Origin of the sequence: Paenibacillus jiangxiensis (assembly GCF_046098255.1) — a bacterium.
In the GTDB taxonomy this organism is placed as follows: Bacteria; Bacillota; Bacilli; order Paenibacillales; family Paenibacillaceae; genus Paenibacillus; species Paenibacillus jiagnxiensis.
In genome coordinates, this window is the sequence record NZ_JBJURI010000021.1 from 16,275 (window position 1) to 37,416 (window position 21,142).

The following is a 21,142-nucleotide window of genomic DNA, read 5'->3' on the forward strand; positions in this document are numbered from 1 at the left end:
GATGACCATTGTGCTTGGTATTGCGGTTGCCGTTCTTATTCTTGTCATCATACAGCTATCCAAAAGACGCCGCAGAGGCGAAAGAGCGGCCAAGCGAAGAAGATTATTTTATGCCCAGGCCCCTGCTCCCGCATCTGCTGGCACCGGTAATGACGAAGCCATCACCGATTTGTGGCTGAAGCTGGAGCGCAGCCTGCCGGATTCTTACGTCGAGGCGGTCCGCAACCGGACCCTGCTGGAGAACCCGGACATAAGCGAGCAGGAATATGCCTGGCGCTGGCATGAACTGAAGCGCTACTTTATTCTCTGTGCCCTGCTGGACCGTGTTCCCATGTTCAGCCCCCCCGTAGACGAAGTCTGGCACCAAATGCTGATGTTTACGAGAGAATATGAGCAGTTCAGCAGACGTTTTTACGGACGTATGCTGCATCATGCCCCTCATGCCGGCTCCCAGCCGATGCCGAAGGAGAGAGCCTGGTTTGATGTGGTTTACGTCCAATGCTTCGGCTGGAACAAATACAGTGCAGATTTATGGGGACGTTTCTTTACAGAGCCACTGCCGAAAGAGGAATTGGAAATATATGCAATCAGGTCTGTCGATCTGCAGCAGACCTCCCGCTGGAACATGCATGGATACCGTGACCAACCCGAAATCCGGAAAGCGGTGGACTGGCTGCTGAAAAGATTGCGGACACATGTGCACACTGCCAGGCGGGGCAACAAGGATGATCTGATCCCGGTCAATTACTCGCACCCGGAAGCCCTGCTCTTCAGCGCCATCTGGTTCTCCATGAATGAACCGCTGGGGTTCAGGGAACAGATGGTCCATCCGGAAGTAGAGAAGACACGAGCCCATTCGGGCTCCGGCTGCTCCTCCGCAAGCGGCTGCGCATCTTCAGACAGCCGTGATCATGACTCCTCTTCCTCCCACCATCATACTTCGGGTGGTCATGACTCCGGCGGCTCTTCATGCAGCAGCTCGTCCTGCAGCAGTGGGTGCGGCGGCGGAGGCGATTAACCCAGTCAGCTGATAGTGATAAATAAAGGTGAGATTGCCAGGGCGTATTCCCGCACCATTCAACTGCAGGGGATACGCCCTCTTTCGGCTTTTTTACAGCCCCGTGTCCTTGTCACTATCATCCGGGATGTCCACCGCCGCCACAAAAGCGGTCTTGGCCGGATAGCCTATAAGGTTATAGTAAATCTCCGTATAGGCTTCTGCGGATACATTCCAGCTATAATCCCCCTTGAATGTGGACTGCACGATCCGCTGCCAGTGCTCCGGCTCACGAAAAAAAGACATGGCTCTGCGAATTGTATGCATCATATCATGCGCGTTGTAATGCTCGAAGCTGAAGCCGTTCCCTTCGCCGGTAAACTCGTTATAAGCATGGACCGTATCCTTCAGCCCGCCTGTTTCACGCACGATCGGGATGCTTCCGTAACGAAGCGCGAGCAGCTGGCTGATGCCGCACGGTTCAAAGCGCGAAGGCATCAGATACATATCGCTTGCCGCGTAGATTTTACGGGAAAGCTCCTCGCTGAATCGGATCTGTGCTGACATTTTCAGCGGATAACGCCCGGCTGCTTCGCCGAACCAGCGTTCATAGGAGGGATCACCCGTACCGAGAACGACGAACTGAAAATCGTCATAATACATCATCTCATCCAGCACCCGGGTAACCAGATCCAATCCTTTCATGCTGACCAGCCGGGTGACCATCGCGATCAGCGGAACATCCGGCCGCACAGGCAGACCCAGCTCCTGCTGCAGCCCGATTTTATTGTCCCGTTTCTTGGCAAGACTGCTGCGGTACTTGACATAAATATGCGGATCGGCACCCGGATTGTAGCTTTTCACGTCAATACCGTTCACAATGCCGCTCAATCGTCCTTCATGCCCCAATTTGCGCAGCAGGCCATCCAGTCCGTATCCGTAATATTCCGTCTGAATCTCTGTGGCGTACGTCGGACTGACTGTCGTCACATGATCGGAATATACGAGGCCAGCTTTCATGAAATTGACCCTGCCGTAGTGCTCCACACCTTCGACATGAAAGTACTTGTTGTCCAGGCCAAGCAAATCCGTCAGCACTTCATAAGGGAAATCCCCTTGGTACAGCAAATTATGTATGGTAAACACCGTTTTGATTCCTTGATAAAATCCCTGATGGCTATATTGGTCGCGCAGCAGCAAAGGAATCATCGCCGTATGCCAGTCATGGCAGTGCAGAATATCCGGCTTGAAGTCCAGCTCCGGCAGCACCTCCAGTACGGCCCTGTTCAGGAAGGAAAAACGTTCCCCATCATCCATATATCCATAAATGCCTTCCCTGCCGAAATAGTATTCATTATCCACAAAATAGAATTTAATCCCGTCCAGTGTCAGCTGCTCAATACCGCAATATTGATTTCTCCAGCCGATTGGCACACGTTTCTCCACGACAGGTTTCATGCTTCGTTTGTACTGCTCCGCAATGCCCGCATATTTCGGCAAAATGACGCGCACATCGCTGCCTGCCTTCAGCAGCGCCTTCGGCAGAGCTCCCAGAACGTCGGCCAATCCTCCAGTTTTGATAAAAGGATGCACTTCAGCGGCGGCAAACAAAATATTCATATCGGTTTCCTCCTTCTCGGTTTGACTGTCTTTTTCAGTATAACCATGCTAAGCGGCGGAAGCGTCAATTCGAGGCTCTGCTTCTGTCCATGCCAGGGCACCTTGACCGTGCGCAATACTTCCGTATGAACTGAACCGCTTCCCCCGAACTGCTCATGGTCGCTATTAAAAATTTCCGCATAGCTGCCTGGGCGTTCCACCCCGATCCGATACTGCGTGTGCTCCACGGGCTGAAAATTGATCAAAACGATCAAAGCACCTCCTGTTCTGCCCTTGCGCACGAAGCTGATGATACTCTGTCTGTGATCGTCCGGGCTGATCCATTGATAGCCCTCCCACGTGTGATCCTGCTCCCAGAGCGCTTTTTCCTGCAGGTACAAATGATTCAAAGCGGCCGTATACCTGTGCAGCTTGCGGTGGCTGTCATAATCGAGCAGAAACCAGTCCAGGGCCTCCTGATCCTTCCATTCAATAAACTGACCGAATTCACCGCCCATAAAAAGCAGCTTTTTGCCCGGTGATGTCATTTGATAACCAAGCAGCACCCTTAATCCGGCAAATTTCTGCTCATAACTGCCTGGCATTTTATCCAATAAAGATTTTTTGCCATGTACAACCTCATCATGTGATAAAGGGAGCGTAAAATTTTCGGAGTAGGCATAACATATAGGAAATGTAAGCAGATTATGCCGCTTGGGCCGTTCCGAAAAACCGGTTTCCATGTACTTCAGCGTATCGTTCATCCACCCCATATTCCATTTATAGTTAAACCCAAGGCCCCCTTCACTCGTCATCCGGGTAACTCCCGGCCATGCGCTCGATTCCTCGGCCATCATCAGAGCATAGGGATAATAGTTGAATACCGTCTCGTTCAGCTGCTGCAAAAAAGCTACCGCTTCCTCATTCTCAATTCCCCCTCTGGCATTGCGGCTGAATCGTCCCTCTTCCTTTTCGAAGTCCAAACGCAGCATGCTGGTCACCGCATCAACCCGCAGACCATCGATATGGTAGACGTCCATCCAGAAAAGTGCATTGGAAATTAGGAAAGAACGAACTTCCGGTTTGCCGAAATCAAAGGTTAGCGTCCCCCATCCCAGCTTCTCGGCCGTTAAAGGATCGGCATATTCGAAAAGAGGTGATCCGTCAAACAAACGAAGTCCGTGCGCGTCCTTGGCGAAATGGGCCGGAACCCAATCCAGGATGACGCCAATTCCGGCCTGATGGCATTGATCCACAAAACACATGAAATCCTGCGGGCATCCGTATCTGCTTGTCAGCGCAAAATAACCTGTCAGCTGATATCCCCAGGAAAGGTCATAAGGATGTTCGCTTAGGGGCATAATTTCAATGTGTGTATACCCCATTTCCTGAATATAAGGTACCAGCATATTTGCGATTTCCCTGTATGTATAGAAGCTTCCATCTTCTTTTTGCCGCCAAGTGCCCAGGTGAATTTCGTAGATGTTTACCGGCTTGCCATATGGCTCGCGCTTTTTGCGGCGCCATGCCGAGTCCGACCATGAATACCCGTCGAGCCTTGCCACGATGGAAGCCGTAGCAGGTCTCAACTCAGCTTGCACCGCGAAGGGATCAGCTTTCAGGAAGCGCTCGCCGTTAGGACTTGTAATGTCATATTTGTAAAAAGTTCCTTCCGTGAGCCCCGCAAAAAAGCGGCTCCACAATCCCGATTCGGGTATCTTATATAAGGAATGGTTTTGGCCGTTCCAATGGTTCATGTTCGCTGCAAGCCCTACATGCAGTGCATTCGGTGCCCAGACGGTAAAACGGACGCCTTTTTCGCCGTTTTCTTCCGTGATGTGCGCCCCCATGAAGCGATAGGCGTTATAATGCGTTCCTTCATGGAATAGATAAATGTCCTGGCTCGAAACCGCCCCGGCTGCCCTTGACTCGGCGGAATAATGGATGGGTTGAGCTTTCTCTTCCAAATAATCACCTGCTTTACATAGTTAAACTATACCTAAGTTATTACCCCATTGTTCCCAGTTTGAAAAAGAATTTTGCGGCCGCAATATTATTTACCTTATTTCCATTCATTCACAGGTCTGGATCGTTTCAAGAGTGACTATTTCCGTTTATGTATGTACTACATTGACAAAATTTCGGGAGGGAATCGAGATGTACAATAAAGAATGCATTGCCATGTTGCTCGCTGGCGGAGAAGGACGCCGCTTGGCACCGCTGACTTCGATCATAGCCAAACCCGCCGTTCCATTCGGCGGCAGTTACCGGATTATCGATTTTCCTCTCAGCAATTGCGTGAACTCTGGAATCGATACGGTCGGTGTTTTGACTCAATACGAAGCGGAGTCGCTTCACCAGCATATCGGCGAGGGTGAACCTTGGGGAATGAACAGTACGACGGATAAAGGCATTACGCTCCTTCCTTCTTATAATACAGGCAACTCCGAATATTTGGGAACAGCTGATGCCATTTATAAAAATCTGGAGTATATCGATCAGCAAAATCCGGAGCATATACTCATTCTTTCCGGCGATCATATTTATTATATGGATTACCGTGAAATGCTGGAAGCTCATAAAATGAGAGGAGCCGCTGCCACCATTTCCGTAATGGAGGTGCCTTGGGAGGATGCCAGCCGCTTCGGTGTTCTGAGCACGGATGAGCAGAAGCATGTCACCCGTTTTGCCGAAAAACCGGAACAGCCGGAAAGCAACCTGGCTTCTATGGGCATTTATCTGTTCAAATGGAGCTACCTTAAACGGCTTTTGATTATGGATGCGGCAGACGACAGCTCCAGCCACGACTTTGGCAAGGATATCATTCCTAAAATGATCACCGATGTGGAGCCGGTGTGTGTCTATGAATTTCAGGGCTACTGGAAGGATGTGGGCACCGTGCAAAGCCTGTGGGATTCTCATATGGACCTATTGACGGCCGAATGTGAAATTGACTTGAACCGCCAGGACTGGCCGATGTTTACCCGTGAATGGCGGCCAAAGCTGAGCGCGCGCGGCAACTCTCTGCCGCAGCTGAACAACTGCCTGGTGCATGAAAGCTGCAATATGGAAGGAACCGCGGACGGGTCCGTTGTATTCTGCGGTGTAGAAGTTGGCAAATCGACCCGGATTGTAGACAGCGTCGTCATGCCAAACGTGAAAATCGGCCGCAATGTCATCATTGAGCGGGCCATTATCGGAGAAGGTGCAGTCATCAAGGATGGTGCCGTCATTAAAGGATCTGCCAACGAAATTGTGGTTATCGGCCCGTATGAAACTGTTCTCGGTAAGCCTGCCGTCAGACCTCAGGCTGCCCGCTTGCTGAAGGACGCATATGAGAAAAACGCCCGCCGGCGTGCAGAAGGTCTGTCTTCTTAATGATAAAGGGATGTGCAAAAGTTTGGCAACTTTGCACATCCTTTTTTTATGTCTGCTGCGGTCAAAGATCAGAAGATTTTTCAGGATTGGGCTGCTCTTCTCTCCTCCCACTCGCTGCGCAAAATCCCCATTTCAATAAGGCTCCAATACTGATTGCCAATCCGGGCGCATTCCCTCATCAGTCCTTCCCGTTTAAAGCCTGCGTATTCATACGTGCGGATGGCTGACTCGTTAAAATCAAATACACCCAAAGTCATGCGATGAAGCTTCAGCCCTTCAAAACCGATGCGGAGCGCTTCATCAATCATGCTGCGTCCGCAGCCTCTGCCCCGGTATTCCGGATTTCCGATCACAACCTTGCCGATTCGGCCCGACAGATTGCGCCTGTCCACCCCGATGGACAGCGTGCCAATGGTGTCTCCGGACAAGGCATGCAGCACTTTGTATACGAGTTTTCCATCAGCGGCAGGATTGTTGGCATTCTCCAGATACTGATTCAGCGTATCCATCTGCAGCGGATGATCCCAGGAAGAGCCTGCCCACTGCATCTGAAACTCGGGTGTGCTAGCCCATTGCTGAAAGAGCGGTAAATCTTTGTCCAGCATATACACGAACCGAATATTCCTGTCGGTATCCTGCTGTGGCTGCTTTTCATAGAGATTGACAAATCGCCCGCCCATATCCGAGATGCCCATGAAGCGAAAGCCTTGTTTCTTATACACGTTGTTCAGCTTCGGATTGTCTGAGCTGCAGTCGAGGCGGAGTCCCCTTTTCCCCATTTCTGCCACGGTGTGTTCTGCCGTGCGCAGCAAATGTTCTCCAATGCCCGACCCGCTACAGCGCCTGCGGACGGTGAGCCGATGGAGGTAGCCGAAACTGCTGTCGTTGCGGTCCTTCCAGTAAGCGGGATCCTCATCCTGTAATGTAAACATGCCGACAGGCTCGTCGTTGATATAGGCGACATATACCTTTCTGTCCATAAAATATTCAGTAACCCGCTGCTCGGTAAACAGGGAACGGTCCCATTGCTTGATTTGCTGCTCTGACAGCCAGCCCGCCGCTTCCTGCAGCAAAGCCGTGACGATACCGGTTTGCGAAGGGTCCGCCTCCGTGATTTGCATTAAACCCAGATTCGTGGATACAGCATCTATAATTTTGGCATCATTCATTGATGAGTCCCCGCTTCCTTATGTATATTGATGATTATCATACCAAAAAAAAGGTGAGTCGTGCAGACATAAGCTTTCCAGCTGAAGATTGGCCCGAGCATTAAAAAAGGACCCTGCCTAATGGCAGAGTCCCGAATGATGCTCAATGCGATTGCTCAGTGGTTTCAGCTTCAACCAATTCAGCCGGAACGCTCTGTTCTTCCAGGGCGGGAAGTTTAACCGTAACGGTGGTGCCTTGCCCAAACACGCTGTCCATCACCATTTCCCCGCCATGGCGTTCAACAAACTGCTGGGAAATGGTAAGACCCAGACCCGTTCCCCCATTCTGATGATCAACCTGGAAGAAACGGTCCCGTACCTTTTGCAGATTCTCCTCACTGATTCCAATTCCCGTATCCTGAACGGATACGGCGATTTGCTGATCCGCCCTTTTTAAGCTGATGTAAATATAGGAGTTCTCATGGGAGAACTTGATCGCATTGTCGACAATATTGAGAAATACCTGCTTGAGCCGGTTGCCGTCCCCGTGCACCAGATAGGGCTGCTCTTCAGTATCCAGATTGAGCTTGATCTTCTTCATCTCCGCTTTGGCCCACACATTCAGCATAATTTCCTGCAGCAGCTGCCGCAGATCGACAGTTCCCATCACCAGCTTCATCTCATTGCTCTGCAGCTTGGAGAAATCGAGGATTTCTTCTACAAGCCCGATCAGCCGGTCCGTCTCCTTGGAAATAATCTGCATCCCAATTTTCGTCTCCTCCGGATCATAGCCCCCCGAGTTCAGCGTCTCGCTCCAGCCTTTGATGCTGGTCAAAGGAGTACGCAGCTCGTGGGAAATGGAGGAAATAAAATCATCCTTCACCTGATTGGTATGCACAACCTCCTGTGCCATATAGTTCAGGGTGGCTGCAAGCTCGCCAAGCTCATGCTGATAATTGCCTCTGATACGGGCGTCGAATTTTCCTTCGGCCATCTGGGTCGACACTTCGGTAATCTCATTAAGCGGCCTTACAATGGAATTGGCCAGACCGACGCTGAAAATGAGGACGATCGTCAATACGGCCGCTCCCACACTGATGGACAACAGCGTAATATAAAAGAGTCTGTCGTTTACGACATCAAGCGAGGTTACGTAACGAAGAATATAGACATTATCCCCACCGATGCCTGACAGCTTTTTGGATATGGCCATCACCTGCTGGCCGGTTTCCGGTTGCTTCCCCACCCACCGTCCGTTCCCTCCGGCCAAGGCCTGGGCAACGTCACTGGTTTGGATTTTCCGGTCTGATTCAAAGCCCGTGGAATTGATAATGACATTTCCCTGCTCGTCAAGCACTTCCAGAAGTGTTCTTTCTATTTTGAAGTTATTGATCAAATTCGCGTTCAGGGATTGTCCCGGCATGCGCAAAGGCTGAGTAAGATCGGCCACATAATCGGCATGCAACTCGATGTGCCGGTAGATAGTATCGTAATAATAGGATCTCATCGCGAATAAGAAAACGATCTCCGCCAGCAGCAGAGCCAGAAATACCACAAAAAAGTAATGCAGGACAATCTGCCTGCGGATCCCTTTCTTAATCATTGACCCTGACCTTTCCATTTATATCCGTGGCCCCATACGGTTTGCAAATAGGCGGGCTCTGACGGATTAGTCTCAATCTTCTGGCGAAGGCGCCGGATATTCACGTCCACAATTTTCGGGTCCCCCATATATTCCTTGCCCCAAACATGGTCAAGCAATACATCCCTGCTGAGCGGCGTATTTTCTTTCTCCAGAAAAAACTGGATCAGCGAAAATTCGGTCGGTGTCAGCTCGATCGCCTGACCGTTCTTTTTGAACTGCTTGGAAATCAGGTCGAGCGTAAACGGACCGGAATGGAACGACACCTTGGCAGCCGTCTCGCGGTGCACATTGACCCGTCTTAACAGCGAATGGATGCGGGCGATCAGTTCCGTCGGGCTGAACGGCTTGCTGACATGGTCGTCCGCGCCTACGGAGAGAGCGTATACCTTATCCTGCTCCTGTACCTTGGCTGTCAGAAAAATGATGCCGAGACGTTCATTGGTTTCACGGACCCTGCGGCATACCTCAAAGCCGTCGATGCCGGGCACCATCACGTCCAACAGCGCGATATCAATATCCGGCACCGAATTCAGCAGACTGAGAGCCTCATGTCCATCTCCTGCCTCCAATACTTCAAATCCGTTGCGCTTCAAGTTAATGACAATAAAACTGCGAATGGATTCTTCATCCTCAAGAATCAAAACTTTACTCACTGCTCTCCTCCCTTTCCACCGCTGTATTTAACATATTTCCCACTTTGCGTTTAAATGCTCCCGACTCTTTGATGCCAACCACCTGGCCGCTTGTACGCACCAGTTCCTCCCAGCCGCCGCTGACCCCATCCCATTGGGAAAGCGGGAAAAACCTGATTTCCGCAAGCACTTCTTCATTTTCAATCCTTACGAAGCGCAGATAACGCTTTTTGTCCGAGTCGCGGTCAATCGTCACTTTGCCGTGCAAATCCTTCGGGATGTTCAGAATAAACAGGTTCTGGTTGTCCCGGTACTGCTGCACCTTGAAAATCGTGCCCTGTTCACCGTCCCACTGATAGAAGGAAACAAAGAAAGGCACCTCCGTCGGATCGGCATCCTCCCAACCCGCGGGCCGTTCAAGCAGCCCGAACTCGAGAATTCCGTCCTTATCCACATCTTCACTTAGAATAACGGCATCCCTGTATGTATGATCCACGAGATCAAGCCGCTGCATCCGGCCGCCCTTCATGATAATAATATTGGACACCGACGCGGTCTGGGTGATCATCGTATCGATAATAAGCCCGGTCGTATTCTTGGCCACCTGGCCTGCCGCCACATTGTACACACTGGATAACTGGCTCTCCAGATCAAGCCGTCCGATTTCCCGGAATCCGTTGTTATACTGATAGGTTGTGACCGTAAAATACTCGTTGCGCAAAAAAGAAATAATGGTAATATCCGTGACCTTGTCGCCATTCATATCCATCGGCTTTTGCCTGTTATCGTCCACCACAAAATGGGAATAAGGCATCTGCCAGACAATTTCCAATGAGCTGCCGGTATAGGAATAGACCATCAGGGTGTTCTCCGAATCCTCTTCGCCGCGCGAGAAGCCGGCTACAATGTCGATCGATCCATCGTTTGTCACATCCACGAGCTTGAACGATTCCAGCACAAGACCCGCGCCGTTAAACGTCAGCTTCTTTACCCATGTGCCGTTCTGATTCTCCAGCAGCATGCCGTGAATGCGCACATTTTCGTCCTCAGGCGTCTCGTAAAACAAGACGGCTTCCTGTATCCCGTCGTTATTTAAATCCCCCACCCGGATCGAGCTTGTATCCTCCGGATCGCGCGGGCTGACAATCTGATTTCCGGCAAGCTGTGAGGTGATCACACTATGCAGCTTCTGGTTGCCGTCCGGCATCACCGGCTCTCTCATTAAGGAGACCGGGTCCGTTTCGTTGCCGATGCCGCAGCCTGCCAGCAAAAAAACCGCAGCCAGCAGAAGTCCTGCGAAGCCCAGAACGCGCAGTCTTGTTAACATGCATTCACTTCCGTTCAAAGCATATTTTTCTCCCCGTAAGTTAATCTCCGTCCATGAACGTCGAAGACGATTTCGCCACCCTGCAGCCCCCAGATCCGCGAAGCAAAACGTTCGGCCGCCTCCAGCGGAAGCACACTGATGACGGTGATCCGCTCCTGCTTGCACAGCTCCCGCAGCGTTTCCAGCACCTTGTCCGCAGCGGCAGGATCAAGGCCGTTCACCGGCTCATCCGCCAAAATCACCTTGGCGCCGTGCACCAGGGCGCGGGCTATGGCTACCCGCTGACGTTCTCCCCCGCTTAGTTTCTCGCATTTGGCATGAGCTTTATCCAGCAAGCCCAGCTCTTCAAGTGTATCCATCGCTCCCATATAATCATCAGAACGGACCATTCCCGAAATCATGCGCCAGACAGGAGTTTGGCCAGCTCTGCCGATCAATACGTTTTTAAGTGCGCTCCGGTTCAGATTCACATAAGGATTCTGCTCCAGAAAAGCCCATTCCCGCCGCAGCTTCAGCTTCCCCGAAATTCCGTTCTTCAGTACGTCTTCCCCGTCTATCATTAAACTGCCGCCGTCCCACGCTTCCTTCAGCGCCAGACAGCGCAGCAATATGCTCTTTCCGCTGCCGCTTGGTCCGACAAGCGCAATAAATTCACCAGCCTGGATGTCCGCGCTTATATTGCGGAGCACCGGAATTCTGTCTGCTCCGACATGTTTGGTCAGCTGCCTTATTCTGATCATCGGCTTTTTCCCCTTCTGTCCGCACCAATGTATTTTAGAACTTGCTTCTACTTAAGTTTATTGTAAACATAGATTAATTTCCATGCAAACAAATGTTCCGGAAACCTATTGTTCAGTGCAATGAGACAAAAAATAAATCGTCATCCAGACCCGGATTCACTGATGATTTCAGTAAGCCGGGATACTGATGACGACACAGTTATTGGTGCAGATTGCAATGCAATTAGATCATTACTTGAATAAACTCTTCCGGTTATGTACATTCATTGGGACAGACTAGTTCACATTATAGTGGACAACGTCCGGCAAAACAAGCGATAATGAATGTTGACGCAATTATTTTCGAGATTGCAATAGCAGGCTGTCTTGACAGGAGGCATTTTGTCGCATGAGCTACGAGGTCAAAATTGACGCATCTCCGATTTATGAGCTGCTCGGAAGCTTTATGGTATACGTCACCAAAAAATGGGTCCGGGATCTGGATGTGGGCACCGCATGGATTGAGCAGGTTGATAACAAACTATCTTCTGAAGCTAAACAAGCCATCGACACAGCCAGAGATCTGCCCTTTAATGATTATGATGTTCTGTATGCATGGGCCTTTACAAGGCCGGGTTTTGATGAAATCGCTGATTTTCTGGCCTATCTGGAGAGCAGTGACGACCAACTGCTGTTTGAGCGGGTCTTTCATCATCTGCCTTTCCTGACTCCGGAGGAATCCGTCAGAATCCGCCGCACTTACACCCCCCTGCTCCGCGCCTGGGACAAGGAGTACTTCCGCCAGCAGGAAGGGGAACTGCGGGCCATCGCGTTTGAGGATGCCGAGGAGAAAAAAATGCTGCTTGGCAAAATGGACCCCGATGCGCTCGTAGAGTACGCCACGGCAGGATTGGTGGTTCCTCCGCTGCAGGATCTGGATACGGTTGTCCTTTTCCCGAGTGCGCATAACCGGCCAATCAACACGTACTGCTTCTACAGCCGGATGCTGCTGATCCAGTACCCGGTGGATATGCCCGAGGAGGACGAGGATGAGCCGCCTACCATTTTGCTGAGACTGACCCGGGCTGTTGCGGATCCGCAGCGTCTGCGGCTGCTCCGTTATTTTGCCGGCGAGCCGAAATCGCTCTCCGACATGCGCCGGGATTTAAAGCAGGCGGATGAAGAGCTGATGTCTGACTTGATGATTTTGCGGGTGGCTGGTCTGTTGCGCATTCACATCGGTCGTTACGGCAAGGAAAAGTTCAGCATCCGCCCCGAGGGCACCTCGGATCTGCAAATGTTTTTGGAATCGTACGTCCGGATTTGACCAGCCTCTTATCCGGCCGTCAGGGAGGAAATCAACAGTTTATGATCACACGGCAGCAAATTATATTTGATTTGGACGATACGTTAATATACTGCAACAAGTACTTCGATATGATTCTTGACCAGTTTTATGAGACGCTGCAGGAATGGTTTGCCGATGAAGGGCTGACGACCGAGGTAATCCGTGACAAGCAGATCGAAATTGATGTCGCGGGTGTGAAAAAGCTTGGCTTTGCCAGTGAGCACTTTCCACGCTCATTGGTTGAAACGTACCGTTATTTCTGTGATGCCTACCAACGCAGTTACGTGCAAACGGAGGAGGAGCAGCTCCTGCTGCTGGGAAGAAGCGTATATGATCAGGAAGTGGAGCCTTATCCCGGGATGGTGGAAACCCTTGAATCCCTGCGCAAGGCCGGCCATATTCTTTATCTGTATACCGGCGGGGAAACGGCAATCCAGCAGCGCAAGATCGATCAGATGAAGCTGTCCAAATATTTTGATGACCGCATTTTCATCCGCCAGCACAAAAATATACAGGCGTTGGAGGAAATTTTGCGGATGAACCGGTTTGACCGCAGTGTGACCTGGATGATTGGCAATTCACTCCGTACAGACGTCTCGCCTGCGCTTGAAGCAGGAATCCATGCGATCTATCTGAAGCAGGAAAAGGAATGGGTGTATAACATGGTAGAGCTGCAGCAGAAGCCTGCCTCTGTCATGTATACGATCAGAACTCTGACGGAAGTTCCCCGCGTCATTCATGAAAGCATTCAAATTCACCAGCAAAAACGGACCCTTGGCTAGGGTCCGTTTTTGCTGTCAGTTATTCCCTTCTCACGCCCAGCTTGCCCGTCGGTGCATCCTCCAGCACAATTCTGGCTTTAACAGCCGAACCGTCGCTGCGCTTGAACGTCAATAGCTGGGTCTGGCCTTTGCTCAGCAGCGATTTCAGCATCGCTTCCGATACGTTTTTGCCCTTGTACTCCTTCCAGATGACGAACCCGCAGCCCTGCTTGAAATGAGTGCAACCGTACCCTTTGCGGCCTTCGATGATCATGCCTCCGCAGCCCGGACGGGGACAATCCCCGAGCTTCGTGCGCTCAGCCACAAGGGTCGCTGATGCGGAGGCGCTCCGGGCGCTTTTTGAGCTTTCGGTTTTTCCTCTTCCGCTGCCGCCTGTTCGGCCCTTACGCGTCCGATTGCCCCGGTCCGCGCCGAAGGAATCCGCCGCGGCAGGCGCCTGCTTTCTGACCTTCTCAATGACTGAAAAAGTGAACTTCTTTACATTTTCCATGAACTTTTCCTGGGCAGCCTCGCCCTTGGAAATCTGGTTCAATCTGCGTTCCCATTGTCCGGTCATTTCCGGACTCGCCAGCAGTTCGACCCCGGCGTGCCGGATAAGCTCGATGGCCGTCATTCCCTTTTCCGTAATAAGGATGCGCTTGCCCTTCATCTCGATATAACCGACCTGCTTGAGCCGCTCAATGGTGGCCGCGCGGGTGGCAGGTGTGCCCAGGCCGGCATCCTTCATCACTTCGCGCAGCGCCTCATCCTCCATCTGCTTGCCCGCACTCTCCATTGCCTTCAGCAAAGTGCCTTCTGTGTAGCTTTTAGGCGGCTGGGTCGCTTTCTCCTTCACTTCCGACTTGATGCAATGGGCAGGCTGTGCAGGATCGAGCTCGAAATGTCCTTCCGTCCACTCCTCCGTCTCTCCCTCCTCATCCTTCTTGCCGCGTTTGCCCGATTTCTTCTCTTTCTCCGATGCAACAGCCTCAAGCACGACCTTCCAGCCCAGTGAGACGAGCTCCTTAATGCCTGTTTTGAAGGTATGCTGCTCCACCCGCGTCAGCACCGTATGCACCTTGTACTCCGCCGGTGGGTAAAAATGAGACAAAAAGCGGCGCACCACCAGATCATAAATGTTCTGCTCATCCTTGCTGAGGGTACCCGCTTTCTTCAACGTTGGCAGAATGGCATGGTGATCTTCAACCCTGGCCGGATTGCAGACCGATTTGTTTTGCTTGTGAACAAGTCCTGCGTTGGCATTGTCCGCAAGCTCCGCGTACGGGCCGGATTTCAGCATATGCAGCGCTTTGTGCATGCCTTCGATATTTTGCTCGGTTACATAATTGGAGTTCGTTCGCGGATAAGAAATGACCTTATGGCGCTCGTACAAGGCCTGTGCAAGATCCAGCGTTTTCTTGGCTGAATATCCGTACTTGGCGTTCGCCTCGCGCTGCAGCAGGGTTAAATCATACAGCTTGAAAGGATATTCCTTCGTCGGCTTCACTTCATATTTGGCAATACTGCCTGTTTTGCCTTTGACCGTGGCGGCAATGTCAGCCGCCTTCTCCTGCTCAGTCAGGCGGTCTCCCTGCCATATGCCTTTATATTCGGTCTGTCCCTGCTTAAAAAAGCCCAACACCTCATAAAAGGTCTGGCTTTCAAACGCGGCAATCTCCTTCTCCCGGTCAAAGATCAAGGCCAGCACAGGGGTCTGCACCCTGCCGACAGACAAAAGCGCATTATGCCTGGTCGTAAAAGCACGCGAAGCATTCATGCCGATCAGCCAATCGGCTTCACTGCGCGCCCGGGCCGCAAGCGTCAGGTTTTCATACTCCGCAGCATCCTTCATATTCGCGAAGCCCTTTGAAATGCTTTCGGCCGTCAAATCCGAGATCCACAATCGCTTTACGGGCTGCCGCAATTTCAGCTGCTGCTGGATCAAAGCAAAAATATACTGGCCCTCACGCCCCGCGTCACAAGCATTTACGATGGCAGCGCAGCGCTTGGCCAGCTCCCCGATCGTTTTCAGCTGATCCTTCGTCTTCGGATTGGGCACAATTTTGAAATGCTCCGGTATGATGGGCAGATCATTGATATTCCAGCGTTTATACTTCGGATCATAAGCATCCGGCTCGGCAAGTCCCAGCAAATGACCGATAGCCCAGGTTACAATATAACGTTCTCCTTCTAAATAGGTGCGGTTGTTCTTGGCATGCGGTTCGATCACAGCCGCTATCGTCCGTCCCATATCGGGTTTCTCGGCGATCACCAGCGTCTTCATCCATTTCTTCCTCCCTAGCCCCTGCTGCTTCAGCAGGCTTGCCCTGTCCGTTTAGAAGCAAAAAAAGCTTTCGTCAAAGAAAGCTTCATGCCATGAATACACCCTATTATACCACAGAAGCCGATCCTTCTAAAGAAGAAGCAAATCGCTTTTAAGATATGTAAATGTTATATTTCATAACATTATAAATTCATTTTACGTAATGTATTTTAACTTTCCAAATAAATTTTCATTTCTTGCACATATTTTGTGGCTAAGATAAGAGTTATATGTTATATTTAATGACGATAAAGGTGCAAAAAAGACCCCGTCTAAGCGGAGTCTCGAGAAATAGAATTATAGCTATAATAAAAGTTTAAACCAGGACGGAAGAGCCCATTAAATATTTATCCACTTCACGGGCCACTTCTCTTCCTTCGTGGATCGCCCAGACAACCAGACTTTGCCCGCGGCGCATGTCGCCGGCAGCGAACACTTTATCCACATTCGTTACATATTTGCCATAACGGGCTTTCACGTTCGAACGGCGGTCGGTTTCCAGGCCCACCTGTTCGATGATGGTTTGCTCAGGGCCGTCAAATCCGATGGCAATCAAGGCCACTTGCGCAGGGAATACACGCTCTGTGCCAGGAATCGGCTGATAGATCTTGCGTCCTGTTTCGTCGACAATTCGCTGAATCTGTACAGTATGAAGCTCCTTCAGGTTGCCGTTTTCATCCCCAACAAATTTCGTTGTCATGATGGAGAACTCACGCGGATCATCACCGAAGATGGCTTTTGCTTCCTCCTGGGCGTAATCGAGCTGATACACATTCGGGAATTGCGGCCACGGATTGGCAATTGGATCCCGTTCCAGCGGCGCCTTGCTGTGCGTACCGAATTGGGTTACACTGCGGCAGCCATGACGCAGCGCTGTGGCTACACAGTCCGAGCCGGTGTCGCCGCCGCCGATAACGATAACGTCCTTGCCTTCGGCATTGATGAATTTACCATCCTGCAGATCGGAATCCAGATAGCTCTTGATCGTTCCGTTCAGGTAGTCCATCGCATAATGAACACCGTTCAGATCGCTTCCCTCAATGTTGAATTCTCTCGGCTTCGTTGAGCCACCGCATAATACTACTGCATCATACTCATTAACCAGTTGCTGTGCCGGAATGTCCTTGCCGATTTCCGTTCCGGTAATGAACTGAATTCCTTCCGCCTCAAGCAGCTCCACGCGCCGCTGTACCACCTTTTTATCCAGCTTCATGCTTGGAATGCCGTACGTCAGCAGTCCGCCTACACGGTCGGCACGCTCGTATACGGTTACAGTGTGGCCGGCTTTATTCAACTGAGCAGCGGCTGCCAATCCCGCAGGACCGGAACCGACGACAGCTACGCGCTTGCCAGTACGCTTCTCAGGCGGATTGGGAACAACCCAGCCCTCTTCAAAGCCTTTCTCAATAATCGCTTCTTCAATGTTCTTGATCGTCACGGGCTGTCCGATCAGACCGACAGTACATGAACCCTCGCATGGAGCGGGACAGACACGCCCGGTGAATTCCGGAAAGTTGTTCGTCTTGTGCAGACGGTCTAAGGCCTCTTTCCAGAGTCCGCGGTATACAAGATTGTTCCACTCGGGAATGAGATTATGAACAGGACAGCCGTATGTGCTGCCGGCCATATCCAAGCCTGTATGGCAATAAGGGGTTCCGCAGTCCATGCAACGGGCACCCTGTGTGCGCAATTCTTCTTCGCTCAAATGCTTATGGAACTCCTCCCAGTCCTTAACCCGTTCCAGCGGGTCGCGGTCTGCAGGAAGCTGTCTCTTATACTCCATAAACCCTGTTGGTGTAGACATCTTACGTTCCCCCATCTCCTCTTATCTGTGCCCGCTTCAACGAACATTCCACAACCCCCTCATAAGAAAAACATCTATCGATGTACATTCACAGAAGACAGACCGCGTTTAGCAGTAGTTTTTCTTGCGATATCAGGAAGCTTATACCAAGAAGTTTATACTTTCTGATATCTTCATAAAGGGCGCTCAGGAATGTGAAACGGTAAAACTTAATTGAACCAAATTTGATTCATTGTATCACAATAAAGCAGAAAAGTGTTGAAATACTGTGCAACTTTTTAGCGAAAAGCGAAATGTATTTTCAATCACATCAATAAATATTTCAAATAGTATACCATAGCCAGGTCTGTATAATAAATATAAAAATCGTATATTTATTTGATTATGAGCTTCGCCTTCCAGCAATTATGCTCTTTCATAAAAAACAAAGCGATACCGGTAAGGGTTCTTCTCGTCCGTTATGCCCGGAATTTCGCGCACAACCTCCCAGACGCTCCAATCCAGATCCGGAAAGACGGTATCTCCCTCGAAAGCTTCATCAATATGAGTTACAATCAGCTCGTCGGCATAAGGCCAAAACAGCTTGTAAATCTCCGCCCCACCGATAATCATAAGCTGCTCCCGCTCGGCCAGCTTCAGCCCTTCGTCAAGGCTGTGAATCACATCCGCTCCATTCGCGGTATAATCAGAATCACGGGTCAGAACGACATTGTTGCGCTGCGGCAGGCTTTTGCCGCCGAAGGATTCCCAGGTTTTACGGCCCATCAGCACCATTTTGTCAAGGGTCTGCTCCTTAAAAAATGCCATATCCCGCGGCAGTCTCCATGGGAGGGCATTATCCCGCCCGATCGTTCCGTTCTTATCCATTGCCCATATCATGGAAATACTCATGTAAATCCCCCCTTTTTATGCAGCCGAAGGCTTGGCCTGACAGTTCTACCGTCTTTAAATCGCCACTGGCGCCTTGATCGCCGGATGATGCTGATAGTTCACAAACTCGAAATCTTCAAATGTATAATCGAAAATCGAATCAGGCTTCCGCTTGATTACCAGCTGTGGCAGCGGATAAGGCTCGCGCTGCAGTTGGGTGCGCACCTGCTCGAAATGATTTGAATAAATATGCACATCCCCGCCGGACCAGATAAATTCGCCCACTTCGAGACCGCACTGCTGGGCCACCATATGCGTAAGCAGAGCATAACTTGCGATATTAAAAGGCAGCCCCAGGAAGGTATCCACCGAACGCATCGTCAGCATGCAGGACAGCTTGCCGTCCGCAACATAAAATTGAAATACAAAGTGGCATGGCGGCAGCTTCATCCGCTCGATTTCCGCAACATTCCACGCACTCACTATATGTCTGCGCGAGTCCGGATTGTTTTTAAGGGAATCGATAACATTAGCAATCTGGTCAATCGTTCTTCCATCCGGTGTTTCCCAGGCGCGCCATTGCGAGCCATATACAGGACCGAGATCACCGTTCTCATCCGCCCACTCATCCCAAATCGTGACACCATGCTGCTTCAAATAAGCTATATTGGTATCGCCGCGCAAAAACCAGAGCAGCTCATGAATGACCGATTTCAGATGGATTCTTTTTGTCGTCACGAGCGGGAACCCTTCTGACAAATCAAAACGGAGCTGTCTCCCGAAAACGGAACGGGTTCCAGTGCCGGTGCGATCATTCTTGTCCGTTCCATGCTCCATAATATCATTCAGCAAATCCAAATAATTTTTCACTTCGCATACCCCTTTTCATGCAAGCATTGTATATGACAGCATTCGTCCGGTTTCACCAGATCACGTCATCGCTTATAAACATCCTGACTCTTAGTGTACCATGAGCCGCCGACTCTCTCCAGATGAAAAAACGTCTACCGACGTACATTCATAGAAGACAGACCGCGTTTAGCAGTAGTTTTCTTGTGATCCAAGGAAGCTTATACCAAGAAGTTTATACTTTCTGGAATCTTAAAAAAACAGAGAACGCGCTTGGCGTTCTCTGCTTTATACAAAATATATATTGCTGTAAAAGAATTAGCGGCGAGGAACCATCGTATGGATTGGATGACCCAATACCACTTCAGCTGCCTCGGCAACCAGCTCACCCAGTGTAGGATGCGCATGGATGGTAAGAGCGATATCTTCCAGCGTAGCTCCCATTTCAATGGCAAGACCCAGCTCGGCAATGAGGTTGGATGCTTCGATACCTACGATTTGTGCACCCAGCACAAGACCGGTTTCTTCATCAGCCACGATTTTCACGAAGCCTTCAGCACCATTAAGGGAAACGGCGCGGCCGTTCGCAGCATAAGAGAATTTACCTGTTTTTACTTTGTGGCCTTTGTCTTTCGCTTGCTGCTCGCTGTAACCTACACTTGCGCATTCAGGATCTGTAAATACGACAGCAGGAATGCATTTGTAGTCCACTACGGAAGGCATGCCGGAAATCGCTTCAGCCGCCACTTTACCTTCATAGGAAGCTTTGTGCGCCAGTGCAGGTCCTGCAACGATATCACCGATAGCGAAAATATGCTTATGATTAGTGCGACCTTGATGATCTACTTTTACAAAACCGCGCTCATCCATTTCCACTTCAATCAGGTCAAGACCCAGTTCACCGTCAGTGTTTGGACGACGTCCAACCGTTACGAGCAGGTATTCAGCCGTTACTTCTTTGCTCTCGCCGTTTACAGAGAACTTAACAGTAACGTCTTTATCTGTTTGCTCAGCACTTTCGGCTTTGGCGCCTGTGAAGATTTCGATGTTCGTTTTCTTCATGTTCTTCGCAACGAGCGAAGTCATATCTTTATCAAAGCCAGGCAGAACAGTATCCATACCTTCGATGACAGTCACTTTTGTGCCGAATTTGGAGTACATTTGACCCAACTCAGCACCGATATAACCACCGCCAATTACGATCATGCTCTTCGGTACTTCAGGCAGGTTCAGCGCTTCTGTCGAAGACAGAATGCGTCCGCCAAACGGGAAAGGCTTCAGCTCGATTGGACGGGAGCCGGTAGCGATAATGCAGTTTTTGAAACGGTAACGCGGAGATTCATGATCATTGAACACGCGTGCTTCGTTTTGGTTAATGAACATGCACTCGCCGTTGAAGATTTCCACTTTGTTACCTTTGAGCAGCGCACTTACACCGCTGGTCATTTTCTTGACAACACTGTTCTTGAACTCCTGCGTTTTGGTGAAGTCGACTTTAACGTCACCCACCGACACGCCGAAGAATTCGGCGTGCAGTGCGTTTTCGTATTGATGCGCTGCGGAGATCAAGGCTTTGGACGGAATACAACCACGGTTCAAGCACACGCCGCCAAGCTCCGATTTATCCACAATCAATACCTTTTGACCCAGTTGCGCAGCGCGGATGGCGGCTACATAACCGCCAGGGCCCGCACCGATGACCAATGTATCAATATCCAGAGAAGCGTCTCCTACTACCATTG

16 protein-coding genes are annotated in these 21,142 nt (G+C 50.5%); 4 read left to right on the plus strand and 12 right to left on the minus strand.

The genetic code is table 11. From position 1 onward, the window contains the following. Nucleotide 1: 1 nt before the first annotated feature. Nucleotides 2-1,018, plus strand: coding sequence for a glycine-rich domain-containing protein (locus ACI1P2_RS19420; protein ID WP_355321686.1), 1,017 nt, complete (start codon nt 2-4; stop codon nt 1,016-1,018). Between the two features lie 93 nt (nt 1,019-1,111). On the opposite strand, the gene glgA is transcribed toward ACI1P2_RS19420, so the two are convergent. Together glgA and glgB are read right to left on the minus strand one after the other, a co-directional pair. Then, nucleotides 1,112-2,617, minus strand: coding sequence for a glycogen synthase GlgA (gene glgA, locus ACI1P2_RS19425; RefSeq protein ID WP_355321688.1), 1,506 nt, complete (start codon nt 2,615-2,617; stop codon nt 1,112-1,114). Then, nucleotides 2,614-4,446, minus strand: coding sequence for a 1,4-alpha-glucan branching protein GlgB (gene glgB / locus ACI1P2_RS19430; RefSeq protein ID WP_408976278.1), 1,833 nt, complete (start codon nt 4,444-4,446; stop codon nt 2,614-2,616). Before glgB ends, glgA begins: the two co-directional genes overlap by 4 nt. A gap of 307 nt (nt 4,447-4,753) precedes the next feature. Here glgB and ACI1P2_RS19435 point away from each other — a divergent pair, with 307 nt between their 5' ends. Beyond that, nucleotides 4,754-5,974, plus strand: a complete 1,221-nt coding sequence (locus ACI1P2_RS19435; protein ID WP_355321692.1) for a glucose-1-phosphate adenylyltransferase — start codon at nt 4,754-4,756, stop codon at nt 5,972-5,974. Between the two features lie 80 nt (nt 5,975-6,054). On the opposite strand, the gene ACI1P2_RS19440 is transcribed toward ACI1P2_RS19435, so the two are convergent. The 5 genes from ACI1P2_RS19440 to ACI1P2_RS19460 all read right to left on the minus strand — a co-directional run bounded on the left by ACI1P2_RS19440 (nt 6,055) and on the right by ACI1P2_RS19460 (nt 11,466). Further along, nucleotides 6,055-7,143, minus strand: coding sequence for a GNAT family N-acetyltransferase (locus ACI1P2_RS19440; protein WP_355321694.1), 1,089 nt, complete (start codon nt 7,141-7,143; stop codon nt 6,055-6,057). Nucleotides 7,144-7,285: 142 nt separating this feature from the next. Continuing rightward, complete coding sequence (locus tag ACI1P2_RS19445) at nt 7,286-8,725, minus strand: sensor histidine kinase (protein ID WP_355321696.1); 1,440 nt, start codon at nt 8,723-8,725, stop codon at nt 7,286-7,288. Next, on the minus strand, nt 8,722-9,420 hold the full coding sequence (locus tag ACI1P2_RS19450; protein ID WP_355321698.1) for a response regulator transcription factor: 699 nt from the start codon (nt 9,418-9,420) through the stop codon (nt 8,722-8,724). Before ACI1P2_RS19450 ends, ACI1P2_RS19445 begins: the two co-directional genes overlap by 4 nt. Continuing rightward, nucleotides 9,413-10,726, minus strand: coding sequence for a hypothetical protein (locus ACI1P2_RS19455; protein WP_355321700.1), 1,314 nt, complete (start codon nt 10,724-10,726; stop codon nt 9,413-9,415). Before ACI1P2_RS19455 ends, ACI1P2_RS19450 begins: the two co-directional genes overlap by 8 nt. A gap of 14 nt (nt 10,727-10,740) precedes the next feature. Further along, complete coding sequence (locus tag ACI1P2_RS19460) at nt 10,741-11,466, minus strand: phosphonate ABC transporter ATP-binding protein (RefSeq protein ID WP_355321702.1); 726 nt, start codon at nt 11,464-11,466, stop codon at nt 10,741-10,743. A 388-nt stretch (nt 11,467-11,854) separates the two neighbouring features. Here ACI1P2_RS19460 and ACI1P2_RS19465 point away from each other — a divergent pair, with 388 nt between their 5' ends. Together ACI1P2_RS19465 and ACI1P2_RS19470 are read left to right on the plus strand one after the other, a co-directional pair. Beyond that, a complete protein-coding gene (locus ACI1P2_RS19465; protein WP_355321704.1) occupies nt 11,855-12,772 on the plus strand; it encodes an ArsR family transcriptional regulator in 918 nt (305 codons plus the stop codon). 41 nt (nt 12,773-12,813) lie between these two features. Further along, nucleotides 12,814-13,575: an HAD family hydrolase gene (locus ACI1P2_RS19470; RefSeq protein WP_355321706.1), complete on the plus strand. Its 762-nt coding sequence runs from the start codon at nt 12,814-12,816 to the stop codon at nt 13,573-13,575. 19 nt (nt 13,576-13,594) lie between these two features. Here ACI1P2_RS19470 and ACI1P2_RS19475 read toward each other — a convergent pair whose 3' ends face one another. From ACI1P2_RS19475 to lpdA, 5 genes are all read right to left on the minus strand, one after another. Beyond that, nucleotides 13,595-15,838: a type IA DNA topoisomerase gene (locus tag ACI1P2_RS19475; RefSeq protein WP_355321708.1), complete on the minus strand. Its 2,244-nt coding sequence runs from the start codon at nt 15,836-15,838 to the stop codon at nt 13,595-13,597. A 355-nt stretch (nt 15,839-16,193) separates the two neighbouring features. After that, on the minus strand, nt 16,194-17,681 hold the full coding sequence (locus ACI1P2_RS19480; RefSeq protein WP_355321710.1) for a glutamate synthase subunit beta: 1,488 nt from the start codon (nt 17,679-17,681) through the stop codon (nt 16,194-16,196). 405 nt (nt 17,682-18,086) lie between these two features. Next, nucleotides 18,087-18,572: a dihydrofolate reductase gene (locus ACI1P2_RS19485; protein ID WP_355321712.1), complete on the minus strand. Its 486-nt coding sequence runs from the start codon at nt 18,570-18,572 to the stop codon at nt 18,087-18,089. A gap of 54 nt (nt 18,573-18,626) precedes the next feature. After that, complete coding sequence (gene thyA / locus ACI1P2_RS19490; RefSeq protein ID WP_355321713.1) at nt 18,627-19,421, minus strand: thymidylate synthase; 795 nt, start codon at nt 19,419-19,421, stop codon at nt 18,627-18,629. Nucleotides 19,422-19,718: 297 nt separating this feature from the next. Further along, nucleotides 19,719-21,140: a dihydrolipoyl dehydrogenase gene (gene lpdA, locus ACI1P2_RS19495; protein ID WP_355321714.1), complete on the minus strand. Its 1,422-nt coding sequence runs from the start codon at nt 21,138-21,140 to the stop codon at nt 19,719-19,721. Between the last annotated feature and the right edge of the window lie 2 nt (nt 21,141-21,142).